This is a genomic window from Pseudomonas entomophila, assembly GCF_023277925.1.
Taxonomy (GTDB): Bacteria; Pseudomonadota; Gammaproteobacteria; order Pseudomonadales; family Pseudomonadaceae; genus Aquipseudomonas; species Aquipseudomonas entomophila_D.
Map to the genome: position 1 here is coordinate 2,932,740 of NZ_CP063832.1, position 20,417 is coordinate 2,953,156.

Genomic DNA, 20,417 nt, shown 5'->3' on the forward strand with positions numbered 1-20,417 from the left:
CGCTTTCAGCGGCCCACGGCCAGCCAGCTGTGCTGCACGCCAGCACCGCCGCTCCCGGAATGTGAATATGCAAATCCTGTTTTCGACAGCCCGCTCAATTGCACCGGGCCACCCCGCGACGCAGGCATCAGATTGCCTGTATCCATGTAGGTCAGTTGCACCGTGAAGGCGTTGGCATTGAACTGCAGCGGGAACGAGACATTCCCGACCACGCCACCGGCCAAACCGGGTGTCAGGCCCCATTGAATGATCAGGCCACCCAACCATGAAGGCAGGGCAAGATAACCGTTGAGGGTGAGGCTGGCAGCGAAGCCCCAGCGCAGTTTCCTGGGCGTGACGGACGCTTCGTCGCCCTCGCCCGCATCGACCTGAGCTTGAGTCGCCAGCCTGAGGATCCCGGGCTTCACCTCGGTAGCCGGCGCCACTTGCATCGCCAGCGAAGCCACGTCGACCTGCCCCTGGTTCACCGGGGTACTCCAGGCTTTGATGCACCACATGACGGCAAGGTTGCGTGGGCGGGTCACCCCGAAGTTCTGCCCCTCAGCTGCAAGTGTTCCTGCCGACCCCGTAACGCCACTGTAGCTAACGGATGGGTAATTCACTGGATTAGCCAGATCAAGCCCAAAAGCAGCGCGTGCGCTGGACTCGGGGGTGATGATCGCGTTGTACAAGCCTGTTACGGTCGGCGTCGTATTTGTCGAGTCGAGCGTCTGCAGACTGCCCTTCTGCGGCGACCCTATATCTCGACCGCCATCGACACCACGTCCGTGGTCCCAACCGCGAAGGAACTCACCACGGTAATCGGGCAGACGGAAATAGCCCGCCGGTTCGCCGCCCGTGTTGTAGGCCGTGCCCAGGTAGGTCGCCAGATCGGGATAGGTCGCCACGCTTTGCAGGCTGCCATCAAGCTCGAGATAGCCAGCTGGGGCCTCGGCTTTGGGAAACGGCAGGATTGCACCAACAGGTGTCGAGGAGCGCAATGCCGTCAGTTCGGCGACAAGCGCCGCAACATCGATCTGCCCCTGGTTCACCGGCGCATTCCAGGCCTTGATGCACCACATCACTGCCAAGTTGCGCGGACGAGTTTCTGCAGCGGTCCTTGCTACCTTTGAAGCATCGAAACGAGCCACATCACTGGCTGCGGCGGAGGATGCATCTCGGGTAATCGTATTGGCAGGTGACGACTCACCAAAGACGCCGGTAAAAGCACCAGAAGTTCCGCCCAAAACACCAAGGCCTTGTCCCACGCCTCCACGCAAGCCGAGAGCTCCAGTGATATTCTGAATCGCATCACTCTGGGATGTGCCTACCCCTCGATCAGCATCCACCCCTCGCCCATGATCCCATCCACGAAGGAACTCACCGCGAGTATCCGGCAAGCGGAAGAACCCCGCCGTCTCGTTACCTTTGTTGAAAGCCCCACCCAGGTACGCCGCCAAATCCGGATACACCGCCGCGCTCTGGGTACTGCCGTCGACTTCGAGGAAGCCCGCCGGCACCGTGCCTCGTGGGAACGGCAGCATGGTGCCTACTGGCAATGCCGACGCAGTATTCAACAGCGCCTGGGTTTCGGCCTTGGTGTAGCTGTTCGCGGCCTGGAATGAACTGAAAGCCAGGATCTCCACGGCTTCGCCCAGGCTGCAGGGTGCCTTGAAGGTGATCTTCTGGCCGTCGGACAGGTAGTCGGTGACCTCGCGGCCGTTGCGCAGCACGATGGTGCTGCCGATGGTGTGCGCCAGGTTGAAGACGGTCTGGCCGACCGACGCCTCGAACGAGAAACGCTCGAATGCCTTGTTGGCACCGACGCCACCGCCAAGCTGGAAGTAGCTGCCGTCGTAGTTCAGGTCGTACAGGGCGCCGGCACGGATATCGCCGCCCACCAGGTCGACCAGGCCAGTATTGCCGGACTTCTTCACCGCCACGGCGGCCAGGCTGTTGATGCGCGCCGTCACGGCGCCGGTATTAGTAGCGCTGGCCTGGAACTGGAAGCGCTGGCCAGCAGCGTAGGCCGCCAGGGCCGACTCGCCGCTCTTGAGCTTCAGCGTCAGGGCATCGGCGCTGCCGGTGGCGACACCGAGCCAGGCCAGCGGCCCGACATCCTTGGCCGCATCGGCGCGGCGCAGGTACTGCGGATGCGGGTCGGCGGCCTCCACGTGCGCCTTGAGCTGGTTGCGGGCGTAGAGCTCGGCCGCTTCGCGGGCCTTGTCCACATAGTCGCGTGTCGCGAGGACGATGCTCGGATCGACCTTCAGCGTGACATTGGCGAGGTTGCCGAACACCACGTGCATGCGGATGGTCTGGGTACGCCCGGAGCCTTGCGCCAGCAACGGTTTGTAGCTGGGCGCCGGCTTGGCCACGGCGATGAAGTTGCCGTTGGCGTCTTCCAGCGCCAGCTCGCGGATCCACCAGCCACCGGTCTCGGGGGGCAGGACCAGTTCGGCGACCAGCACGCCAGGGTCGGCAGGCGATTGGTAAAGGGCATTCAGTTGCGCCCGGTAGACCTGGCGCACCAGCGCGGTCTGGGTGGGTTTCGGGGTGGGATCGGGGGTCTGCGAAGGGTCGCCGCCGGCATCGCCGATCAGCATATGGGTGATGTTCCAGGGCAGCCCCAGCACGGCGGTATTGGCCTGCTGGGCGATGCCGGTGTTGGTCAGGAACCCACCGAATTGGGTGGTTGCGTTAGCCATTGAGGTAGATGTCCAGTATGTCCAGGGTTTGCTCGTTCACCAGGTTGCAGGCGCCCACATGCACATCGATGTCCGATGCCTGCCAAGGGTGTACCTCCAGCAGTTCACCGTCGTAGAGGCCCACCGCCTGGTACGCGGGGATCAGGCTTTCCAGGCTGATGTCGAGGCCGACCAGATGCCGGCTGACCGGCTTGGCGTCCTCGATCAGGCGGGTCAGCTCCTGGTAGGTCTGTTCGTCGATGCCGCTGTCCGCCACCCCGACCTTCAGGGCAAAGGTCCCTGGCACCCCGGCAGGCTGGGCCTGCCACCATTCCTGCACCTCGATCAGGTAGCCGAATGGCTCGACCACCCGCCTGAGGGCGCCGAGGGTGCCCTTGTGGGCGTGGACGAAGAATGCCGAGCGGATCACCGAGCGCTTGATCGCCTCGCTCCAGCTGTCGTCCCAACGATCCACCGACCAGGCCCAGGCCAGCTGGTAGAGCAGGTGCGCCGGACAGGTGTCGGGGTTGTAGAGGGTGCGCAGGCCGGCCTTGAGGTCTTCGTCGGCGGCCACTTCCAGGGCGCGTTCCAGCGGCGTGCGGTTGAGCGGCAGGAGGCTGTGCATGTCAGCCTCCGCGCTTGAGGTCGATGCCGGTGCACCAGGCCGCCTGGGCCTTGCTCGGGCGGATGTCGCTCCAGCCGATCAGCTCGACCCGGCTCACGCCGTCGATGTGCAACTGGGCGTCGATGCCGGAACGGGCCACTTCAAGGCCGAGCCTGCGCCGTGGGTTGATCCAGGCTTGCAGGCGGCGCCGGCATTCGCTGAGGACCGTTTCGTACTCCGGGCCGTTGTCGGCCATGTGCAGCACCGCCTCGACGTGGTAGGGCAGCACCTCGGCGCTGCGCACGTTGACCCGGTCGGCGACCGGGCGGATGTCGTCGTCGTTGAGGTACGCCTGCACCTGCGCCAGCAGCTCAGGGCTGGCCACGCCATCGCCGTCCAGGCTCAGCACGGTGATGTCCACCACGGCGGGCGACGGGCTCTCGGCGGTCGCGTCAGCGACCCGTCCCGAGGCGTTGCGGGCGTGGAGGATATAGCTGTTGCGCGGGCCGGCGGTGGTCAGGCCTTCGTAGACCAGTTGCACCCGCTCGCGCAGGGCGTCGTCGGCTTCGAGGATGGCTTCGGTCGGCGGGATCGTGCTCGGGTCGGCGGCCTGTATCACCAGGCGTTGCAGGTTGACGTTGGCGGCCAGCTGGTCAAGGTCGCGGCCTTCGGCATAAGCCAGCAGCAACGCCTTGGCGGCATCGTTGATGCGCGCCCGGTTGAGCAGCTTGCGGTAGGCACCGACTTCCAGCAGCTTGGTGACCGGGTCGCTTTCCAGGTTGGCGTTCCAGCCATCGCCCAGCTGGGCGCGGAAGCTGGCCAGGTCCTCCTGGTACAGCGCCTCGAAATCGAGGTCCTCGAGCAGCTGCGGGGCCGGCAGTTTCGACAGGTCGACCTGGCTCATACGGTCACCTCCACCAGGGCGTCATCGCCCAGGTAGCGGCCACTCAAGGCCAAGCTGACCTGGCCGTCGAGCACAGCCACGACCTTGACCCGGTCGAGCTTCAGGCGCGGTTCCCAGCGCCCGAGGGCGCGGGCCACTTCGGCCTGCACTGCGCTCTTCCAGCCTTCGTTGACCGGCAGGTCGACGAAGCGGCGCAGCTGGCTGCCATACTCGGGGCGCATGCGCCGGCTGCCCAGCGGGGTGGTGAGGATGTCCTCGATGGATTGGCGCAGGTGGGCGATGCCCGTCAGGGGCTGGCCGGTGCGGCGGTCCAGACCGATCATGGGGCATCTCCTGCCCCGGGCATATCCCGTTGGCGGATAGGCATGGCGTTCTCCTGATATGAAAAAGCCCGCGTGTGCGGGCTGTGTTGTGTGCTTCGACGGGCAGTTGCCACGGTCAGGCGGGTGGTGTCGGCCAGTCGAGCTCATTGGGGAAGCCAGGCTGGTCGGGCAGCCGGGTCAGCCCCAGGCGGTAGATCTTCCAGGCGCGCAGGGCATCCAGTTCAGCATCACTGGCGACGCCGAGATCGACGGCGTCCTGCAGGGGTGTGATCGACTGGTCGGCCAGGCTGCGCAATTGTGCCAACGCGTCCAGGGCATCCTGTCGACTCGGGAACGCCTGTTTGAGCTCGGGCACTTCGAGTGGCGGCAGGACCTCGAGTTCGGCCTTGGCCGGCATGGCCAGGCGCACATCGATCCAGCTGTCCGGTGGGACGTCGATGGCCTCGCCTTTGCCCAGGTGCATTTCACCCTGATCGTCCAGGGTCCAGCGCTGCCTGAACAGGCGGACCAGCAGTGTGCCGTCCCTGTCTTGCTCGCTCTCGGTCAGGCCCAGGGTCCTGCCGCCATCCGGCGAGCAAGGGTCCTGGATGCGCCAGCCCTCGAGGGCCAGGCCGAGGCTGCCGCAGACCCGGTAGACACCGGTATCGAGGCGTTCGACCGTGACACCACGCGCCTCGTCGTTGGCGGCGCCCCAGCAACCGGCAGGTTCGAACGTATGTTCCCGCAGGTCGATACGGGTACTGCGCTCGACATCGGTGATGCGCACAATCGGTGATGCTGCCGAGAGCACGCCCCCCGAACCACGCGTGGTATTGCCGGTGTGGTAGAGCTCCGCCCAGGCAGTGCCTCCCTGATCAGGGATGACCGAACGGAAGAACGCCCGATTTTCCGATATACCCAACGCAAGCTGAGACTGCCAGCGGACATCCGGTCCCCATCGAGTCGACAGGACCTGCACGGTTAGATAAGGCGCATTCTTGCCGAGATAACTGCCATACAGACCGGTGGGACGTGCGTTCTGTAAATCACCGGGCTCATTGATCGACGGACAGAGCCAGCCACCAGGCGCAACGACCATCAACTGGCCAGGCTGGTCCCCTGTGTTCGCGGTGGCGCCGGTACCCAAGCCGAGCGCTGCGCGAGCGCCTTCCACACTTTGCGCTCCAGTTCCACCACGGACGATTGGCAGGGCCGCGGGGAGGTTGTCGCCGCCCAGCGCGGCATAGAGTTCATCGAAGTTCGCCTGCGTGCGGGCGAAGGCGCTGCGCTGGGTATCCCCACCGGCGCCGGTGGGTGCGCTGCCCAGGTTGATTGTCTGCTTGGCCATCTCGGCCCTCCAGGTTTGAACTTGGCTCCAGTGGATGCGCCAGGATTCAATGCTTGTGATTGGCGGTGTTGCCAGCGGTATCGATAATCCGCCCGCCACCGTTGATGTCACCGCTGACCAGCAATGGCCCATTGACCGCGACCTTGCCGGTCAAGGTGATGGCGGCAGCATCGAGGGTGATGGCGCCGTCGTTGACCACCAGGGTGCTGGCGCCGACCTTGATGGTCGCGTTGCCGCTGGGCAACTGGATGTCGTAGCGCTTAGCCTGCCAGTCATAGCTCAGCGAGCCACCGTCGTCGAAACGCCAGACTTCCACGTGGTCGCGGTTGTCAGGCGCGGCGCCGGCATTGCCATAGAGGCCCGCCACGAAGGTGCCCTGGGCCGGCTCACCGCTGGGGCTGACCAGCACGCCCTGCTCGCCCAGGCTCGGTGCCCGCCAGTGGCGCGCCTTGCCGGCAGCCTGGCTGTGCCAGCGCACCCAGGCGCTGGTCCAGTCGCCATCGGAGACTCGAACACGGGCTGCGGCGAGGTCCACCGCCACCACCGAACAGGGGATCACCAGGCTGGCCAGCATGCGGTCGTGCATCGCCGTGGCGTAGCTCATGCCAAGTTCCCCGGGGCCAGGTACTTGTCTTCGTTGCCAGGACCGGTGTCGGGACTAAAACCCAACACCAGGCTGCCGGGCGGCTGGTCGGGCCAGGCCCACTGGGGCTCGCCGAAGAGGATCGGCTGTTCCCACTGCACCTTCCAACCAGCACCTTCGTAGTGCGCCTGCACGTTGCGGCTGGCCTCGACGAAGTCCAGGCCCCACAGTTGCTGGCGCAGCAGGTCCATCAGTTGCGCGGCCAGTTCGCTGCCTTGCAGCCGTGCTTGCGGTTGCGAGGTATCCGGGATGATCTCGGCCTCGTAGGTGGCGATCAGCACCGAGCGGCCATCACGGGGAGCGCCATCGGCGGTCATGCGCACGACACCGTGGCGCAAGGATGGAGAGGGCAGGTTAGCGCCAGTACTGTCCTGACTGCCGACCGATGCCAGGGCTGGAAGTCCTTCACGGATCGTGGAGGTGAGTGCTGCACTCAGGGTGGACAATTCGCTCATGGGCGAGTCCTCATGAAAATGAACAGTTGTCATTCAAGGTCATTCGAGCCGGTTGGGGTGTTGGGGAACTCCAAGCTGGCAGGGATCGCTCAGGCTCGAATGATCGGGATGGAGGGCATGCTGTAGTAGACCGCGCCAGGTATGGAGGGGCCATTGACATAGGCACTTGCCTCTTGCCAGAGCACTGGCCATCCCTGCGCCGAGAATCCCCAGCGAATATCAACCAGCACTCGGAAAACAGCTCCACCTGACTGCACATGTCCCAACTCCAGGTCCAATGCGAGGCCTACGGCGAGGTAGTAGTCATTGATCGAAGAATCCCAGACGCTTGGTTTGTAGAAGTCTCGACGCGCAACGCCACTCAACCCGGTGCCCCAGGTCCACTCCCAATCCTCCCTTCTTCCCTTGAGCTCTTTGATGAAGGTCAGCGGCAGGCGAGCCGAGTCGAACACCAGTTGTCCCTTGTCATTGTTGATGCGCATACCATAGCCCGGCTTCGCCGGAAGGTCGTAGGCATACAGCCGAACCCATACAGTGTCCGACGTATGACTGTTCAATCCATAGAAGTACAAGGTGACGCCAGTCCAGTTTCCTGGACTTCCCTCGTAGACAACGGTGGAGAAAAACAGCTCGGGATTGGTCCAGCGCCTCAATGCAACCACGGGGGGGGCGTCGCTAGTGACGCGTGAGAAACTGATGCTATGGGTATTCGTTGTCGTGACATTCAAGGGCTGCTCATGCAAAAGCGCCATGTTTCGGTACTTGGAGTCGATGACGACATCGCCCAGTTGGTTGCGCACCGACAAGCCGTAATCGCTCATCGTCTGGCCACCACGAACAGCGTACCCGCCGACAGATCTCCTTGAGGCCACCAACTTTCGCTCCCCCAACTGACCATGCCTTTGCCCATGACAGCCCAAGGCGGACGCTTGCCAGCGACATGGGTCATTACGTAAGCAGTGGCATTGCTGTCGTCGAACTCCGGCAGACTGAGTGTGCCGGAAGTCCCCGCTCCGAGATACTGGGTATGCACCACCCGCAACATCCAGTCGGACACCTCGACCGCCACGCTGCCGTCTTCCTTGAACGTCCTCATTCCATAAGTCGTCATACCAGTATCCCCATCTGCACTCGCACATTCCCCTTATTGTCCCGGATGGTGAAGGTGCCTGATTTATCGAGTTGCCAGATCGGGCTGCCCTTCTCGCTCAGGGCATTCGACTGGATCGAATTGCCGATTTTCGCGCTGCTGATCGTGCCATCCTGAATGAATGTCGATCTCATGAAGACCTGACCGTTCTGGACAGAGAAAGGCGTGAGCGCCTCGCCACCTGCCTGGCTCCCAACCACGGCGAAATTGTCGGCGCTGACCAGAAACTGACTCTGTCGGTCCTCGATACCCAACGAGACACCTGCCGCGTAATACCTCCCATCGGCAGTGACTTGCATTTTTACCGACCACTGGGTCGCCAGCTTGTTGTCCGTCCTGGCCTGGGCCTGGCTCAGTTGCTGAACCGATGCGCTGGTGCCGTCCACCCGGACTTGCACGGTGTCGAGACGATTGGCTAGCGCCGCAATACCATTGCTGTTGCCGACCTGCGCCTGACTGATCGAATTGACCAGACTGTCCGTTGTGTTCTGGCGTGCCACCACCGTGTCGACTCGCCGCCCGAGGGCCAGCCCATCTTCGATCCGCGCCGACTGCTCGGACCACACACCGACGTAGCTTCGAGTATCCCCAGCCAGTTCACTGCCGCCAGCCATGGGCGGGTTGATCTGTGCAAAAATGCCATCGATACGCGAGGCTTCGCTGATCAGCCGCCCATCCACCTGACGTACACGGCTGTCCAGCGAGCTGATCGCCGAAGCTTGAGCCTCGGTAGCGCCTTTGACATCGGTGAGCGAGTTGCTCAATGAGGTAAGCGCCGCGCTGTTGCTTGCGAGCTTGCCTTGGGCGTCGGTGACCTGACTCGAAAGCGTGCTCAATGCCGTTGCATCGGCCTTGCCATTCAAAGAGGCCTGAAGGCCATCGAGGCGTGAGGACTGGGCCGTGTTCACGCCTTCCACGCTACCAAGGCGCGTCTCGCTGGTGCTTACCCTGGCCGCCAGCCCCTGGCTGTCCCGAACCACCTGGCCGATATCGAGCCAGAATGTGGCATTGGGTGGTGGCGTGCCTTGGGGAACGTTGGCGATGGCCTGATAAAGATGACGTGCAAAGCGCACGCTATCGCCAGGAGCGTACGAGGCAGCCGAGTCATATTCCAGGGCATAGCTCAGCCGCGCGACTTCCTCCAACCGCGCCTGAAGCTGGCCATCCAACGCCTGCAGGCGCTGATCCACCGAACCTTCGCCACTGCCATCGATCAGCTGGATGCGCTCGAACAGGTGCTTGCCCAGGGCCGATTCACTGATTTTTCCAGTGAAGTAGCGGTCATACTCACTCTGCTCGACGCTGGCCTGGCCATGCACGCCGACGTCGGCGGGGTACCAGTTCCCGATGTTGCCGCTACGGTCCACCAGCCGCGCCCAGAAGAAGAACGTCGTGCCGGCGGCCAAGCCCTGTAGCTCGTGCTCGGCTTGCGGATAGGCGAAGTCGCCCAGTTTCCTGGCCTCGGCGCGCGAGGTGCTGGTGCCATACCAGATCTCGGTGCGTTGGGTGTCGCCTGCGCCCTCGGGGAAGCTCCAGTCCAGGCCAATACCGAATACCTTGCTGCGGGCCTGCAGCTGGGCCACCGCAGGAGGTGCCCCCTCCTTGCCGGTCAACGGGGTCAGCTGCGATACCTTCCAGACCGAGCTGATCTCGCTGGCGCTGACCGAACGCACCCGGGCCAGGTAGGCACCGGCATAGATCCCAGTGACATCCACGCCGCAGGCACCTGTGCGTGGCAAGCTGATCCAGTTGCCGTCGTCCTTGCGCCACTCGACCTCATAGGCCACGGCGCCGGACACGGCTGGCCAGGCAATCGTCAAGGTACTCACCGCCAGGCCCTGGCTCACCGCATGGCTGCTGCTCAGGGTGATGCTGGCCGGTGGCGGCACTAGGTTGATCGGGGTGACGCTGATCGGCCGTTCTTCAAGACGCGCCCCGGTATCGATATGGGCGAACTTGCCTGGGTCGTACTGGACCGCGTTGATCTCGTAGGTGCCTGGTTCGGCGCGCGAGACGCTGGTGACACGGTACAGCGGGATGGCCAGGTCGGCGGCGTCCAAGGCCCAGACCAGCTCGACCCGAGGCTTGCTCGAATAAGCCGTGGTCACGGTCAGGCGACGCCCGTCGACTGCCTCGACGGTGCGCGCCTCGCAGGTGCCGTCCGGCAGGTTGAGGATCAAGCGATCCCCGGCCTTGGCCTGGGTGTCGCGGTCGAGGGTAACCTGCCGACCGCTGACCGCGGCGATTCGCCCACCGACCGGTCGGCCGGCAAGCAGCTCGTCCGCCACCGGGATCACATAGCCAGGTAGCGGGATGCGCCCGTCCATGCCGACACGGAAGCTGATGCCGCGATCGCGGGCGTTGGTCAGCAGTGCCCATTTGCCGCGGCGCTGGGCCTCGGACTCGCGGGTGCAGCCAATCGCGCTGAGCTCCAGTGGGTTGTCACCGTAACGGCGCAGCAGCTTGTCGTCGGCGACCACCGTGACATCGGTGTCGTAGTTGTTCAACGGGTTGTCGTAGCTGACCAGCGCGCGGCTGTAGCGGCTGCGCTCGGAGCCGCTGGAGTACGAGAACTTGCCATCGACTACGTTGGCGCGGGTGTAGGCGAAGTCGAAGTCAGTGGCGCGTGGCATGTCGGCCAGGCTGTACAGTTGGCCCTGCGCCCAGTAGGTCATGCCCCGGTAGATGCCGGCGATGTCGCGCAGCAACGACCAGGCCTCGGCCTTGCCTTGCAGGTTGAGGTTGCAGGTGAAACGCGGCTCCTGCCCGCCCTTGCCATCGGGTACCAGTTGGTCACAGTACTGGGCGATGCGGTAGAGCTCCCACTTGTCGACCATCCATGGTTTGATCCGTCGACCGAGGCCGAAACGATCGTTGGTGGTGATGCCGTAGGTGACCCAGGCCGGGTTGTCGGTCCAGGCCTGCTTGAAAGTACCGTCCCAGATGCCCTGGTAGGTACGCGTCTCGGGGTCGTAGTTGCTGGGTACCGGCCACTTGCGTCCCTTGCACTCGACGGTCACCGCCGGAATGTTGCGGAACTGCTCGGCGGAAAACTCGATGTACAGCAACGCGGTATTGGGGTAGCGCAACTTGGCGTCGATCACTTCGGTCAGACCGGCGATCTGCATGGTGTCGGCGATCTTGTTGGTGTTCTGGTTCGCCGTCAGGCGACGCACCCGCAGGCTCCAGCCTGTATCGGCCTTGGGCAGGTCGATGCGCCGGGTGCGTTCGTAAGTGCTGGTGCTCTTGCCGTGCACGGCGTCCTTGAGCACCTCCACATAGGCGCCACCGTCGGTGGCCACATCCACGGCGTACTCGATGCGGTAGCCATTGACGTTGCCCGCGCTGTCCATCGACTGCAGGGCGGGCCAGGCAAAGCGCAGGCGCACTGCCGACAAGCGCGTATCGTCAAGCGCGCGCACCCAGGGTTTGTCGCTACGCAACTCGATGCCCTGGGTGATTTCGTTGTCCACCGAGGGGATTCCGGGAATGTGCGACTGCTCAAGCGAACCTGGACGCCACTCCCATTTCACGCCGGGGAAGTTGTAGTTGCCGCTGGCGTCCATCAACGGCGTGCCATCGAGATAGATGTCACCGGCGCCGGGGGTGCCGGCGAACTCGCCTTCGCCAACGGCGATAAGCATCTTGGCGATGGCTACCGAACGCAGGCTGTCCGGCGCTTCCACCGGTGCCTTGGGTTGCTTCTGACCACCTTTGCGACCGGTGATCACGGGTCTGTTGGTTTCGCCCATGGGTTCCTCCAGGCGTAAAAAAACCGCCTTCTTGGCGGTTGGCTGTGCTCGGGCGGCTTCACGCCGGGGTGTCGACGCGCCGACGGGCCTCAGCGCGTTGCCGGGCAATCTCCTCGGGCACGGCCTTGCCGGTTTCAAGCTGGCGCACGACGTACCAATCGGTGTCCTGCAGCAGGCGAACACATTCGGCGCGCTGGCTGTTGCGCAGTGCTTCGGCCTGCTGCGCTTGTTGCGCCTCGGCAGTCATGACCTGGCTGAAATCAATATTCATTGCCAAGGGCCTCCTCGCTAGCGGGCGTCTCGTAGGGTGGCAACGTCACTGGACCGTCCTCGAGCACCTCAAGTGCCTCGGGAAAACGTGTGGACATCGGTGCATGCATGCCATGGGGAAGCATCAAGGTCAGATGCAGACGGCCCTCGATACGTCGCACATCGCCGTGAAACCATGGCGCGGTAATGGCTGCGCGGGGTAGCAGTGCACCTTCCGCCAGGGTGGAGAAATCGAAATCCTCACCGTTGAGCGTGAGAATATCCCCCTTCACCGAGAGGGCCAGGGGCTGATCGTGACGAACCGGTACAAGGTTGATGATCATCAACGCCACCTCCCCGTGGCCGTGTAATGGAAGATGACCCCCGCGACCATGGCGTAACGGTAGGTCCAGGAACGAAATGCCATGTAGCTGGCGGCGATCGACATGTAGGTGCCATTCATGTTTACCAGCCCGGCGTCGGCCTGAGAGCCGCTGCCGGAGGCAGATACCACAGGGTTGGCGACGACCTTGGGCGCTTGTGCGAACGTCGCGGCAAACACCACGTTTACCGCGGCTTCAGCATTCAATGGTGCCGCCGGCAAGACGAAATCACCCGCGCAGATCAAGGTGCCATCGGCGAACTTGGTGTAGCTACCATTGGCGTTGCTGCCGGATTCGATGATGCCGCCTGCCGCAACGCCGGACACCGCCCCAAGGATGTTCTGGCTGGTGTACACCCGGGCAAAGGCTGGCGGTACCGTGGAGTTCTTGCTGATCGAACGGTAGAACAGCTCGTTGGTCGAGACCCCCATGGCCAACTGCGTGCTCCACTGTGGGTCGGCGTGCCACAAGGTTTCCAGCACACTCAGCGCGCCCCCTGGCTCACCTGGCCCCTGGTAGTAGCCATACAGACCGGAGTGCAACTTCTGGGCATCGATGCCACGGCCCCCGATATTGCCACCGCCGGGCAGGGTCTTGCCGCCCTGGCTGGAGGTACTGATCCAGTGCCCCCAAGTGTTGTTGTTGGGGTTGAAGGTACGTACGGCACGGTCGCCGTAGATGATGTCCACTGCCTCCTGAAGGATCGCACCATACTCGGTGGTGTTGACCCGCAGCACTACGTAGGTCAAGCCTTGTGGTCGGTTGCTGGCAGTACCGGACGTCGCCATCCAGAGCCCCGGCGCCAGCGCCAGGTTGCAGTCCTGGACGACTCGACTGCTTTCGATCGGCCCGCTGATCCCCATCCCGTCCAGTGCTCTGAAGTTGGCATTGATACGGGTAAACGCCGTGCGCACACTGTCGCCATCGATGGCACTGGGCGGCGTGCCCAGGTTCACTTGCTGCATGGGCATATCGCCTCCTGGATAAGCAGACTCACAGTCGGTCCTCGGCGTAGATCGCCGCGCTGATGATGGCTCCACCCCAGCGCCGCTTGCCCACGCACAGGGCCACCGGGTTGCCGGAGGCCGTGGTGTTGCGGGCGCCGCCAAAGGCATAGCCCGGTGTGTTTTCCGGCCCGGCGCTCATACTCAGCCCCTTGGGCTGCGGGCTGAGCAACTGCATCACGCCGCCCATGGCCATGGAGAACCCCATGGTGGCCATCGTGCCCCAGCCGCCGGCAGTGAACGGCAGTGACGAGCCTTGGGTGGCGATCGCCGCCACGGCGATCAAGACGACACCAATGATCGTCTGCAGGCTCCCGGCGCGCTTGCTACCGGCAACCACGGGCACGATCCGGATCTCGTCACGCGCCTGGAAATCCAACTCGGCCTCGCCAACATTGCGCTTGTCGCTGTAGACGGCGAACTCCAGCCCCTTCGAGCTGGCATTGGCAAGAAATCGCTCGAACCCCGGCAACTGGACGCAGAGCGCCTTGATTGCCTCGCGCGGGGTGCGTACCGCCAGTTCGAAGGCCTTGCCGAACTGGCGCAATTGGCCGCTGAGCCGAACTGTGGTCAGCGGTGAATCAATGATGGCTGCAGCTGACATTGCAACTCCTTCTGCAGGGTGCGACCGCCTCGAGATCGCGATAAAAGGGATCCCGGCAACCTGCGCTCAGTCCGCCGCGGCGGCATCGCGATGGCGCAGGACCAGGCGTGTACGGTCGAGCCAGGGGCCACCAAAGACGATGACCTCCGAAGGCCTGCCGTAGAGGTGATGCAGCAGGAACGGCCCGGCGCCGCAAGGGGACCACGACTCGCCCGGCAGGCGTGGGTCATTGCCGAGGAATATCCCTGCGTGGTTGGGGTGTGCAGTGCGCCCGATGGCCATGACGATCAGGTCGCCGTAGCGTGGCGCATCCACCCTGACGAACCCGGCATCGGCATAAGCCTGCTCATACAAGCTCGGGCCCTGCGGGTCTTCCCACCAACCGTCCTCACGGGCATAGGCAGGAAACGTCAGGCCCCACTCGCGACAGTACCAGTCGGCGCAGACCTGCCAGCAGTCCCACACGCCATGCACGAACGGCCGGCCCAGCAAGGGCGTGTCGCCCTTGGGCAGCAAGGTGCGCAGGTCGCCCTCGGGCCAGGACAGGATGTGCCACGGCAAGCCAGTGGCCTCGCACATTGCCAGGTCGCGGCTGGACGGCCGGCTGCTGGCATCGGGATGCGAGTGCACCACCGCCACCACCTCGCCCAGGTCTTCCGCCGCCGCATAGTCGTGCGGGTCGATACGGAACTCTTCGCCAGGATCGGAGGCGGTGTTGCGACAGCGTTGGTAGTCGAGCCGTCCGGCCCGGTCGATGACCAGGCCGCAGGCTTCACGTGGGTAATCGGCGGCCGCGTGGCGGCGGATCGCCTCGAGCAGGCGCGGTTCCATGGCTCAGTTCCGGGCGATCAGCGAGACCGCCGGGAAGCCGCCATGAGGCAGCTCCGCCGCCTCGCCGAAACGCAGCTTGCAGGAAGCCAGCCCGCCTTTGCAGCGATCCTTCGCCGGGTCGTCCACCGGACGGTCCTCATCGTCGAACAACCGGTTGCCGGTGTAGCCGCAATTGGGGCCACGATAGCCGTTGGTCATCGCCCAATGGCAGTAGCTGGTCATCTGCCGGCCCGGCAAGCCATGGTTGTCAATCTCGCCGGGGGACGACAGCTCCCATTGCACTTGCTCGTCGTCCTCCTGGGTCTTCTGGTCGAGGAACCACACTTCCAGTGCTTCCTGGGTCGGATCCGCCTGGGTATTGCCTGCCGCGAAGTTGCGCGCGTCCAGGTACTGGCCCAACGTCTGGCGCACAGTCAGCTTGAACTTGAGCAGGTCCTCGAACGCCAGGCATAGGGCGGTGACACGACCGTCGACATTACCTGCGCTGAACTTGGGTCGCGTCGCCCGGCCGTTGCTGTTGGCGCCGATGCCATCGATCTGTACCGGCCAGGCCGCATACTCCAGGCCCTGCCACCAAATCGAACGAGCAGGCAGCGTTGCCGCCTCGTCGCCAGCCGCAACCAGGTCGCCAGGCTCATGGGCGATGGCGTGACCGTGAAAGCGCAAGGTATCGGCCCCATACTCGCTGCCGTCGATCTCGAACAGGACGATTTCCGCGCCCGGCTCCAGGGTCTGGATATCACTGATCAATGCCATGGCTGAAGGCCTCCTGGATCATGGGTGGAACGCCTGCTCGAAGGTGGCGCTGAGGCTGTACAGCCCACCGCCCTTGGCGGTCGGCTGGTAGCCCTTGCAACGGAACAACCCCGGCTCGCCCAACGGCGCGGTCCAGCGGAACGCCCGGCTGCCCGAGTGGCGGTCGAGGAAGGTGGCGATGGCGCGAATCTTCGCCTCATCACCGAGGAACACCAGCGGCCAGGACTGGCTGCGGTTGTTGATGCCATCGCCTACAGCCTGCTGATAGCCATCGCCGAACTGCACGGTGCGCACTCGATATTCAACAGTGCCGGTCGGTTCGGTCCTGGGCGTCCAAGTAAAGGTTTCCATGAAAGTTCTCCTCGATCAGCGGCCGTGGATCGCAGCCCAGATCTGCCCGCCCGGCATCAGCTCGCGGGAAATCTGTTCGCTGGCGCCCTGCCGTGCGGCCCCAGCGTAGGCATTGGCCAGGCGCTGGGCATTGGTATCGCCACCGGCGGCATTACCGCCTGCGGCAGGCACGTTGATGGTCTGTTGAATTACCACTTCGCTGCTGTGGCTTCCCACGGACCCCACACCCTGTGCACGCACCCCCAGCGCCCCATCGGCGCCACGGGTCAGCGGCATGATGGCTTCCGGGCCGGCTTCGCCGAACAGCGCCATGGGCGCCAGCATTGGGCCGGTTGCAATGCCGTTGGTGAATGCACCGCCCTTGGCATGGGGAATGATGGGCGGGGAATAGGTCATTCCCTCGGTATTGAGCTGCGGCACGAAGGTGAAGCTGCTGTCGCCCAGGGAACCACTGGTCGGCATGGGCGCGGCGCCCTTGCCCAGCCAGCTCCCGACGAAACTCATACCCATGCCCAGGAGGCTGCTCAAGGCCCTGGATGCGGCAGTCTTGGCCGCCAGCGTGGCCATGTCGGCGAGCACCGACTTGGCGAAGTCGGAGAAGGAAAACTTGCCGGTGGTGGCGAATGTCTGCACGGCGCCGCTCATCCGCTCGAACATGCCGGTGAACATTGCCTGCGACTGCGCGGCGACGTTGCCGGACGTGTCCAGGTACTCGTCCCAGGCGGCCGAGGCACCGACCATCCAGTCGCCACGCGCCTGGTTCATCTTTTCGTAATCGTTCAGCACCTGGTTGGTCATGTCCGCATGACGGTTGCGGATGTCCTCCAGTTGCTGTTGGTAGCCTTCGTCGCTTGCGTCGACACCAGCCAGCTTGCTGGCTTGTTCGAACTGCGTCCGCTCCTTGTAGTAGCCCTCGTCAACCTGACTGAGCTGGCCTGCCAGTGCACCCTTGCGCGAACCCATGCCCAGCTTCGCCACCGCGAGTTCGGTGGCATTGTTCTGCGCACGCAGCGCATCACTGTAGGGCCGAACGGGATCGGATTGCTGGGCTTGCGACCAGTCCGGCGGTTGGTACGCCGACCGGAAGCGGTCCAATGCCTTTTTCGAGAGGTTCAGGCTCGAATCGGCGACGGCACCCGTGCTCTTGAGGTACTGCTTGTTGAAAGCCTCGACGTTCTTCTGCATCTCGCGCAGGGTGCGGTCACTGAGGGCCGACGCCCTGGCCAGTGCCCGTTCGAGGCTGGAGAGATCGATCGACGGGCTGAAACTGGCAAGGTTGGTTGCCATGGGCCTACTCCCTGATCATTGAGAAACCCGCCAAGGCGGGTCTCGTGAAGAAGGTGGTGCCGATCATCAGCACCACTGCTGCATGGCGCTCTCGAGCGACACCCCCTGGCGCCGCTCGTGAGGCATGAAATCGATCAACTCGGCGGTGCCACCGACATGATGGTTGGCCTGCAACGCCAGCATGGCGATGCTGGCCTCCAGCCGGCGACCGCCGTGCAACGAGCCATGGCGCTGGATGTACAGCGCCCAGGCCCGCACTTCCACGTAGCTCAGCCGTTCCTTGGCCTCGCTGATCGTGCGGCCACCAATGCCGTTGAGCACCAGCTCGTGCCATAACTCATCGGCGGCCGTCAGTTCTTTGCCGGGGTGTTACCGGTGCCATTGACTTCGTTGATGGCATTGAGCAGCAGGAAGCCCAGCGACGGTTCGAGGTTGAAGGCGTCCTCGACGCTCAGCACCTCTTCGCCCTCATCACCGAAGCTGATCGACGCGGCAAGGTAGTGGGCGTTGCGGCTGTGGGACGAGGCCTGTTCGGCGAACAGACGCTCGATCACGCCGAACGAATGACGGCGCACATGCACCACCAGCGTCTGCGCGACCATCTCGCCGTTGAGCGGGTCAGGACAGTTCCAGACGATTTCCTTGCGCACCTTCTGGCTGTCGACGATGCCGCCCAGGGCTTTGAGTTGATGGATGTTCATTCAGGTCCTCCGGCTCAGGCCTTTTTCGCCCAGGTGGAGCCGCCGGTGCGCTGGATGCTCACCGACGTGGTGACCACTGCGTTGAGCGCGAAGTTGAACGGGAAGTCGGCCACATAGCCTTCAAAGACGAACCAGGTGCGAGTGGCCGGCAGTTCGAAGTTGTCGCCCTTGCTGTTGACGGTCGGTGCGACATCCTTGCCGTCGGACCAGCCCACTACCCACTTGATGGTGGTGTTGCCGGTGGCTTCGGACAGTTGGTGCAGGCGGATGTGGCTGGCGTTGGTCGGGTCGGCGTTAAGGCCCAGGGTCGCGGTGCCGGGGGTGCGCAGGCCTTTCTTGTAGGTGCGCTCGGCAGCGTCCAGGGTGGTGTCCTCGATCTGCTCGGCCGGGGCGCCGCCCGGTTCGAACGAAGTCACGTGCTCGACTTCCAGCACACTGAGCGGGCCGGTGCCGGAGGCCGGTGGGACCAGTGCATAGATCTGGGTGCCTTGGGTAAGAATCGACATAAGGTGTTCTCCTTGAACAGGGTGAGAGCCGTCACGAGATATCCCGGACGGTCTAGGGGTACTGCATCGTTTGCATATCAGAAGGGTGTTCAGGCGGGCCTGGAACCATCCAGGTAAGGCGGCAAGTCCGGGTTCGGCTCACGGCTCTTCAAATAGGCCACCAGCTGCTCGTTGCTCAGCGCCAGCCGTTCGATCGACTGCCCCAGGGCAGTCTGCACCGAGGCCTGGTTACGTAGGGCGGCGAGCAACTCGTTCAGTTGTGCTTCGTTCATGGATTGCTCCTCGCTCAGCGGCCGTTGTCGTCGGCGTCCATGCCGGCAACCGGTTGTTCGATACCGAGGCGGCGCGCCGCCCAGCGCTCATAAAGACCGATGGCGACATCGGCGCCGGCCATGGCGGTGAGGCAGCCGAAGGCGCTGGCGCTCCAGATCGACATGCCGCTTGCATACAGCAGCATCACCGTCGACACGCCACAGACCATGCACGCACCAGAGCGCAATACCAGCCGGCGCACCAGCGCCCAGCCCCGCGCGCCGGCCTTGTCGGCCCGCCACATCTCGCCGGAAAGACCGCCCAGCAGCGCCAGGACGATCACCAGCCAGAGCGGCATGTCGAGCAATGCCTGTTGTTCACTTGTCAAAGTCCTGTCTCCTTGAAAAAAAGCCACGCTCAACCCTCCATCGACTGGATGATTGGCACGACGGGAAGATCCTCGGCCAGGACATGCAGCATCAGCGTGCTGACCAGCTGGTAGGGCTGGCCGTCGCGGGTCACGGTCACCAGCAGGTCGCCGGAGACTTCATCATGTTCAACCGCCACATCGGCCTTGCTGTCCATCTGACTGAGCGAGTAGCCCCAGCCGACGCTCACGGGCGGGAAAGGAACCAGGCCTAGGCTGCCGGTCACCCGGAAGACGCCTTCACTGACCAGTGTCGAAGCCAGCCGGGCGTCAGAAGGCGTGATGTCGTGAGTGCTGCCGTCGTTGAGCAGCGTAATGATTGCGCGCATTCAGGCCACCTTGATCGTGCCGTCGTTGCCGACCTTGCAGTTGGCTGTATTGAGGGTGGTGACGACGGTAAATGGCGCCTGCACCAGGTTGCTGGCCGGCGCGGGACCATCGAAGACCACGGTCCAGCCTGTCTCCAGGCCGTTGTCCACGGACAAGGCCCCAGTATTGATACAACTCACGGCCAAACGCGGCAGGTAGATGGCCATGGGCAAGCTGAAATACAGATTCGCCTTGCCGTTCTCGGCGAAAACAGAAATCTTCAACCCTGCCCCCGTCGCCAGGGACCCTATGTTCTGTGACGACGTATTGACCAGGGCCACCGCGGTGTTGACCTTGCCCAGGTAGAAGTACCAGCTCAGATCGATGGTGATGGGCGAGGTGTAGCCGTTGACACAGCCATGGAGCCTTACTAGGGGAGCGACTCCATCCTCGGCGGGTATATTCGTTCGCAGCGTGAAGCCGGACGTGATGTTGTGTGTCGCCGCCACACCCACTTCACGGTAGAGCTGGCCCGCCAATGGCGAGTAGTTCGACTGCAGTGCGCGGTCCTTGATCAGTGCCAGATTGCGGTTGACCTTGTCGAAGCCGGTGCGCACCGTGTCGCCACCGACGCCTGTGGGGGCTGCCCCCATATTGATGATTTCGAAACCCATTTCACCTCCGTTACGATGAATTCCGTATGAATGAAGCCGGCGATGACGCTTGTCCCTCGCATTGCCTCGGCATTCCAAAAAGCCCGCCCTGCAGGCTTTTCAGTAATGCGTTGTCGAACCGCCGGCCACGTCTGGTGACGCCGTGCGATTCCGCTTCAAATTGGTGACTCCGACCGCGGCCGCCTGCCCGCCGGATAACTGATCGTGGTGCTTTACGCTGCACACCCGGGCCAGTTGCCAACCCTCTGAACAGTCGAGG

At 63.8% G+C, this 20,417-nt stretch carries 25 protein-coding genes; all 25 read right to left on the bottom strand.

What is annotated here, in order from left to right:
* Positions 1-5: 5 nt before the first annotated feature.
* The 25 genes from IM733_RS12855 to IM733_RS12975 all read right to left on the bottom strand — a co-directional run bounded on the left by IM733_RS12855 (position 6) and on the right by IM733_RS12975 (position 20,158).
* On the bottom strand, positions 6-2,687 hold the full coding sequence (locus IM733_RS12855) for a phage tail protein (RefSeq protein ID WP_248917042.1): 2,682 nt from the start codon (positions 2,685-2,687) through the stop codon (positions 6-8).
* Positions 2,680-3,291 (bottom strand): phage tail protein I, encoded by a 612-nt coding sequence (locus IM733_RS12860; protein WP_240063802.1) that lies wholly within the window; start codon positions 3,289-3,291, stop codon positions 2,680-2,682. Before IM733_RS12860 ends, IM733_RS12855 begins: the two co-directional genes overlap by 8 nt.
* A 1-nt stretch (position 3,292) precedes the next feature.
* Positions 3,293-4,174 (bottom strand): baseplate assembly protein, encoded by an 882-nt coding sequence (locus tag IM733_RS12865; RefSeq protein WP_248917043.1) that lies wholly within the window; start codon positions 4,172-4,174, stop codon positions 3,293-3,295.
* Positions 4,171-4,497 carry a GPW/gp25 family protein gene (locus IM733_RS12870; protein ID WP_248917044.1) on the bottom strand — a complete coding sequence of 109 codons (327 nt, stop codon included), beginning with the start codon at positions 4,495-4,497 and terminating at the stop codon, positions 4,171-4,173. Before IM733_RS12870 ends, IM733_RS12865 begins: the two co-directional genes overlap by 4 nt.
* Before the next feature lie 115 nt (positions 4,498-4,612).
* Entirely contained in the window at positions 4,613-5,824 is a 1,212-nt protein-coding gene (locus IM733_RS12875) for a tail fiber assembly protein (RefSeq protein ID WP_248917045.1), read from the bottom strand.
* A 46-nt stretch (positions 5,825-5,870) separates the two neighbouring features.
* On the bottom strand, positions 5,871-6,428 hold the full coding sequence (locus IM733_RS12880; protein WP_248917046.1) for a phage baseplate assembly protein V: 558 nt from the start codon (positions 6,426-6,428) through the stop codon (positions 5,871-5,873).
* On the bottom strand, positions 6,425-6,922 hold the full coding sequence (locus IM733_RS12885) for a hypothetical protein (protein WP_248917047.1): 498 nt from the start codon (positions 6,920-6,922) through the stop codon (positions 6,425-6,427). The genes IM733_RS12880 and IM733_RS12885 overlap by 4 nt, the downstream gene beginning before the upstream one ends.
* Before the next feature lie 89 nt (positions 6,923-7,011).
* Positions 7,012-7,743, bottom strand: coding sequence for a hypothetical protein (locus IM733_RS12890; RefSeq protein WP_248917048.1), 732 nt, complete (start codon positions 7,741-7,743; stop codon positions 7,012-7,014).
* Positions 7,740-8,033: a hypothetical protein gene (locus IM733_RS12895; protein WP_248917049.1), complete on the bottom strand. Its 294-nt coding sequence runs from the start codon at positions 8,031-8,033 to the stop codon at positions 7,740-7,742. Before IM733_RS12895 ends, IM733_RS12890 begins: the two co-directional genes overlap by 4 nt.
* Complete coding sequence (locus tag IM733_RS12900) at positions 8,030-11,824, bottom strand: phage tail protein (RefSeq protein ID WP_248917050.1); 3,795 nt, start codon at positions 11,822-11,824, stop codon at positions 8,030-8,032. Before IM733_RS12900 ends, IM733_RS12895 begins: the two co-directional genes overlap by 4 nt.
* Positions 11,825-11,882: 58 nt before the next feature.
* Complete coding sequence (locus IM733_RS12905) at positions 11,883-12,095, bottom strand: hypothetical protein (protein ID WP_248917051.1); 213 nt, start codon at positions 12,093-12,095, stop codon at positions 11,883-11,885.
* The gene (locus IM733_RS12910) at positions 12,085-12,417 is read right to left on the bottom strand and encodes a hypothetical protein (RefSeq protein ID WP_248917052.1); all 333 of its coding nucleotides are present in this window, start codon (positions 12,415-12,417) and stop codon (positions 12,085-12,087) included. Before IM733_RS12910 ends, IM733_RS12905 begins: the two co-directional genes overlap by 11 nt.
* On the bottom strand, positions 12,417-13,421 hold the full coding sequence (locus tag IM733_RS12915; protein ID WP_248917053.1) for a hypothetical protein: 1,005 nt from the start codon (positions 13,419-13,421) through the stop codon (positions 12,417-12,419). The genes IM733_RS12910 and IM733_RS12915 overlap by 1 nt, the downstream gene beginning before the upstream one ends.
* A 28-nt stretch (positions 13,422-13,449) precedes the next feature.
* Positions 13,450-14,064 (bottom strand): tail assembly protein, encoded by a 615-nt coding sequence (locus IM733_RS12920; protein ID WP_248917054.1) that lies wholly within the window; start codon positions 14,062-14,064, stop codon positions 13,450-13,452.
* Positions 14,065-14,130: 66 nt separating this feature from the next.
* On the bottom strand, positions 14,131-14,895 hold the full coding sequence (locus IM733_RS12925) for a C40 family peptidase (RefSeq protein ID WP_248917055.1): 765 nt from the start codon (positions 14,893-14,895) through the stop codon (positions 14,131-14,133).
* A 3-nt stretch (positions 14,896-14,898) separates the two neighbouring features.
* Positions 14,899-15,651 (bottom strand): phage minor tail protein L, encoded by a 753-nt coding sequence (locus IM733_RS12930; protein ID WP_248917056.1) that lies wholly within the window; start codon positions 15,649-15,651, stop codon positions 14,899-14,901.
* 18 nt (positions 15,652-15,669) lie between these two features.
* On the bottom strand, positions 15,670-16,002 hold the full coding sequence (locus IM733_RS12935) for a phage tail protein (RefSeq protein ID WP_248917057.1): 333 nt from the start codon (positions 16,000-16,002) through the stop codon (positions 15,670-15,672).
* Positions 16,003-16,017: 15 nt separating this feature from the next.
* On the bottom strand, positions 16,018-17,289 hold the full coding sequence (locus IM733_RS12940; protein WP_248917058.1) for a phage tail tape measure protein: 1,272 nt from the start codon (positions 17,287-17,289) through the stop codon (positions 16,018-16,020).
* Positions 17,290-17,355: 66 nt separating this feature from the next.
* A complete protein-coding gene (locus IM733_RS12945; protein ID WP_248917059.1) occupies positions 17,356-17,610 on the bottom strand; it encodes a hypothetical protein in 255 nt (84 codons plus the stop codon).
* 29 nt (positions 17,611-17,639) lie between these two features.
* Complete coding sequence (locus IM733_RS12950; RefSeq protein ID WP_248917060.1) at positions 17,640-17,990, bottom strand: phage tail assembly chaperone family protein, TAC; 351 nt, start codon at positions 17,988-17,990, stop codon at positions 17,640-17,642.
* A gap of 14 nt (positions 17,991-18,004) precedes the next feature.
* Positions 18,005-18,496, bottom strand: coding sequence for a phage tail tube protein (locus IM733_RS12955; protein WP_248917061.1), 492 nt, complete (start codon positions 18,494-18,496; stop codon positions 18,005-18,007).
* An 89-nt stretch (positions 18,497-18,585) separates the two neighbouring features.
* The gene (locus IM733_RS12960; RefSeq protein WP_248917062.1) at positions 18,586-18,768 is read right to left on the bottom strand and encodes a hypothetical protein; all 183 of its coding nucleotides are present in this window, start codon (positions 18,766-18,768) and stop codon (positions 18,586-18,588) included.
* Between the two features lie 14 nt (positions 18,769-18,782).
* Positions 18,783-19,136 (bottom strand): phage holin family protein, encoded by a 354-nt coding sequence (locus IM733_RS12965; protein WP_248917063.1) that lies wholly within the window; start codon positions 19,134-19,136, stop codon positions 18,783-18,785.
* A gap of 29 nt (positions 19,137-19,165) precedes the next feature.
* Positions 19,166-19,504 (bottom strand): hypothetical protein, encoded by a 339-nt coding sequence (locus tag IM733_RS12970; RefSeq protein WP_248917064.1) that lies wholly within the window; start codon positions 19,502-19,504, stop codon positions 19,166-19,168.
* On the bottom strand, positions 19,505-20,158 hold the full coding sequence (locus IM733_RS12975; RefSeq protein ID WP_248917065.1) for a hypothetical protein: 654 nt from the start codon (positions 20,156-20,158) through the stop codon (positions 19,505-19,507).
* Positions 20,159-20,417: the final 259 nt, after the last annotated feature.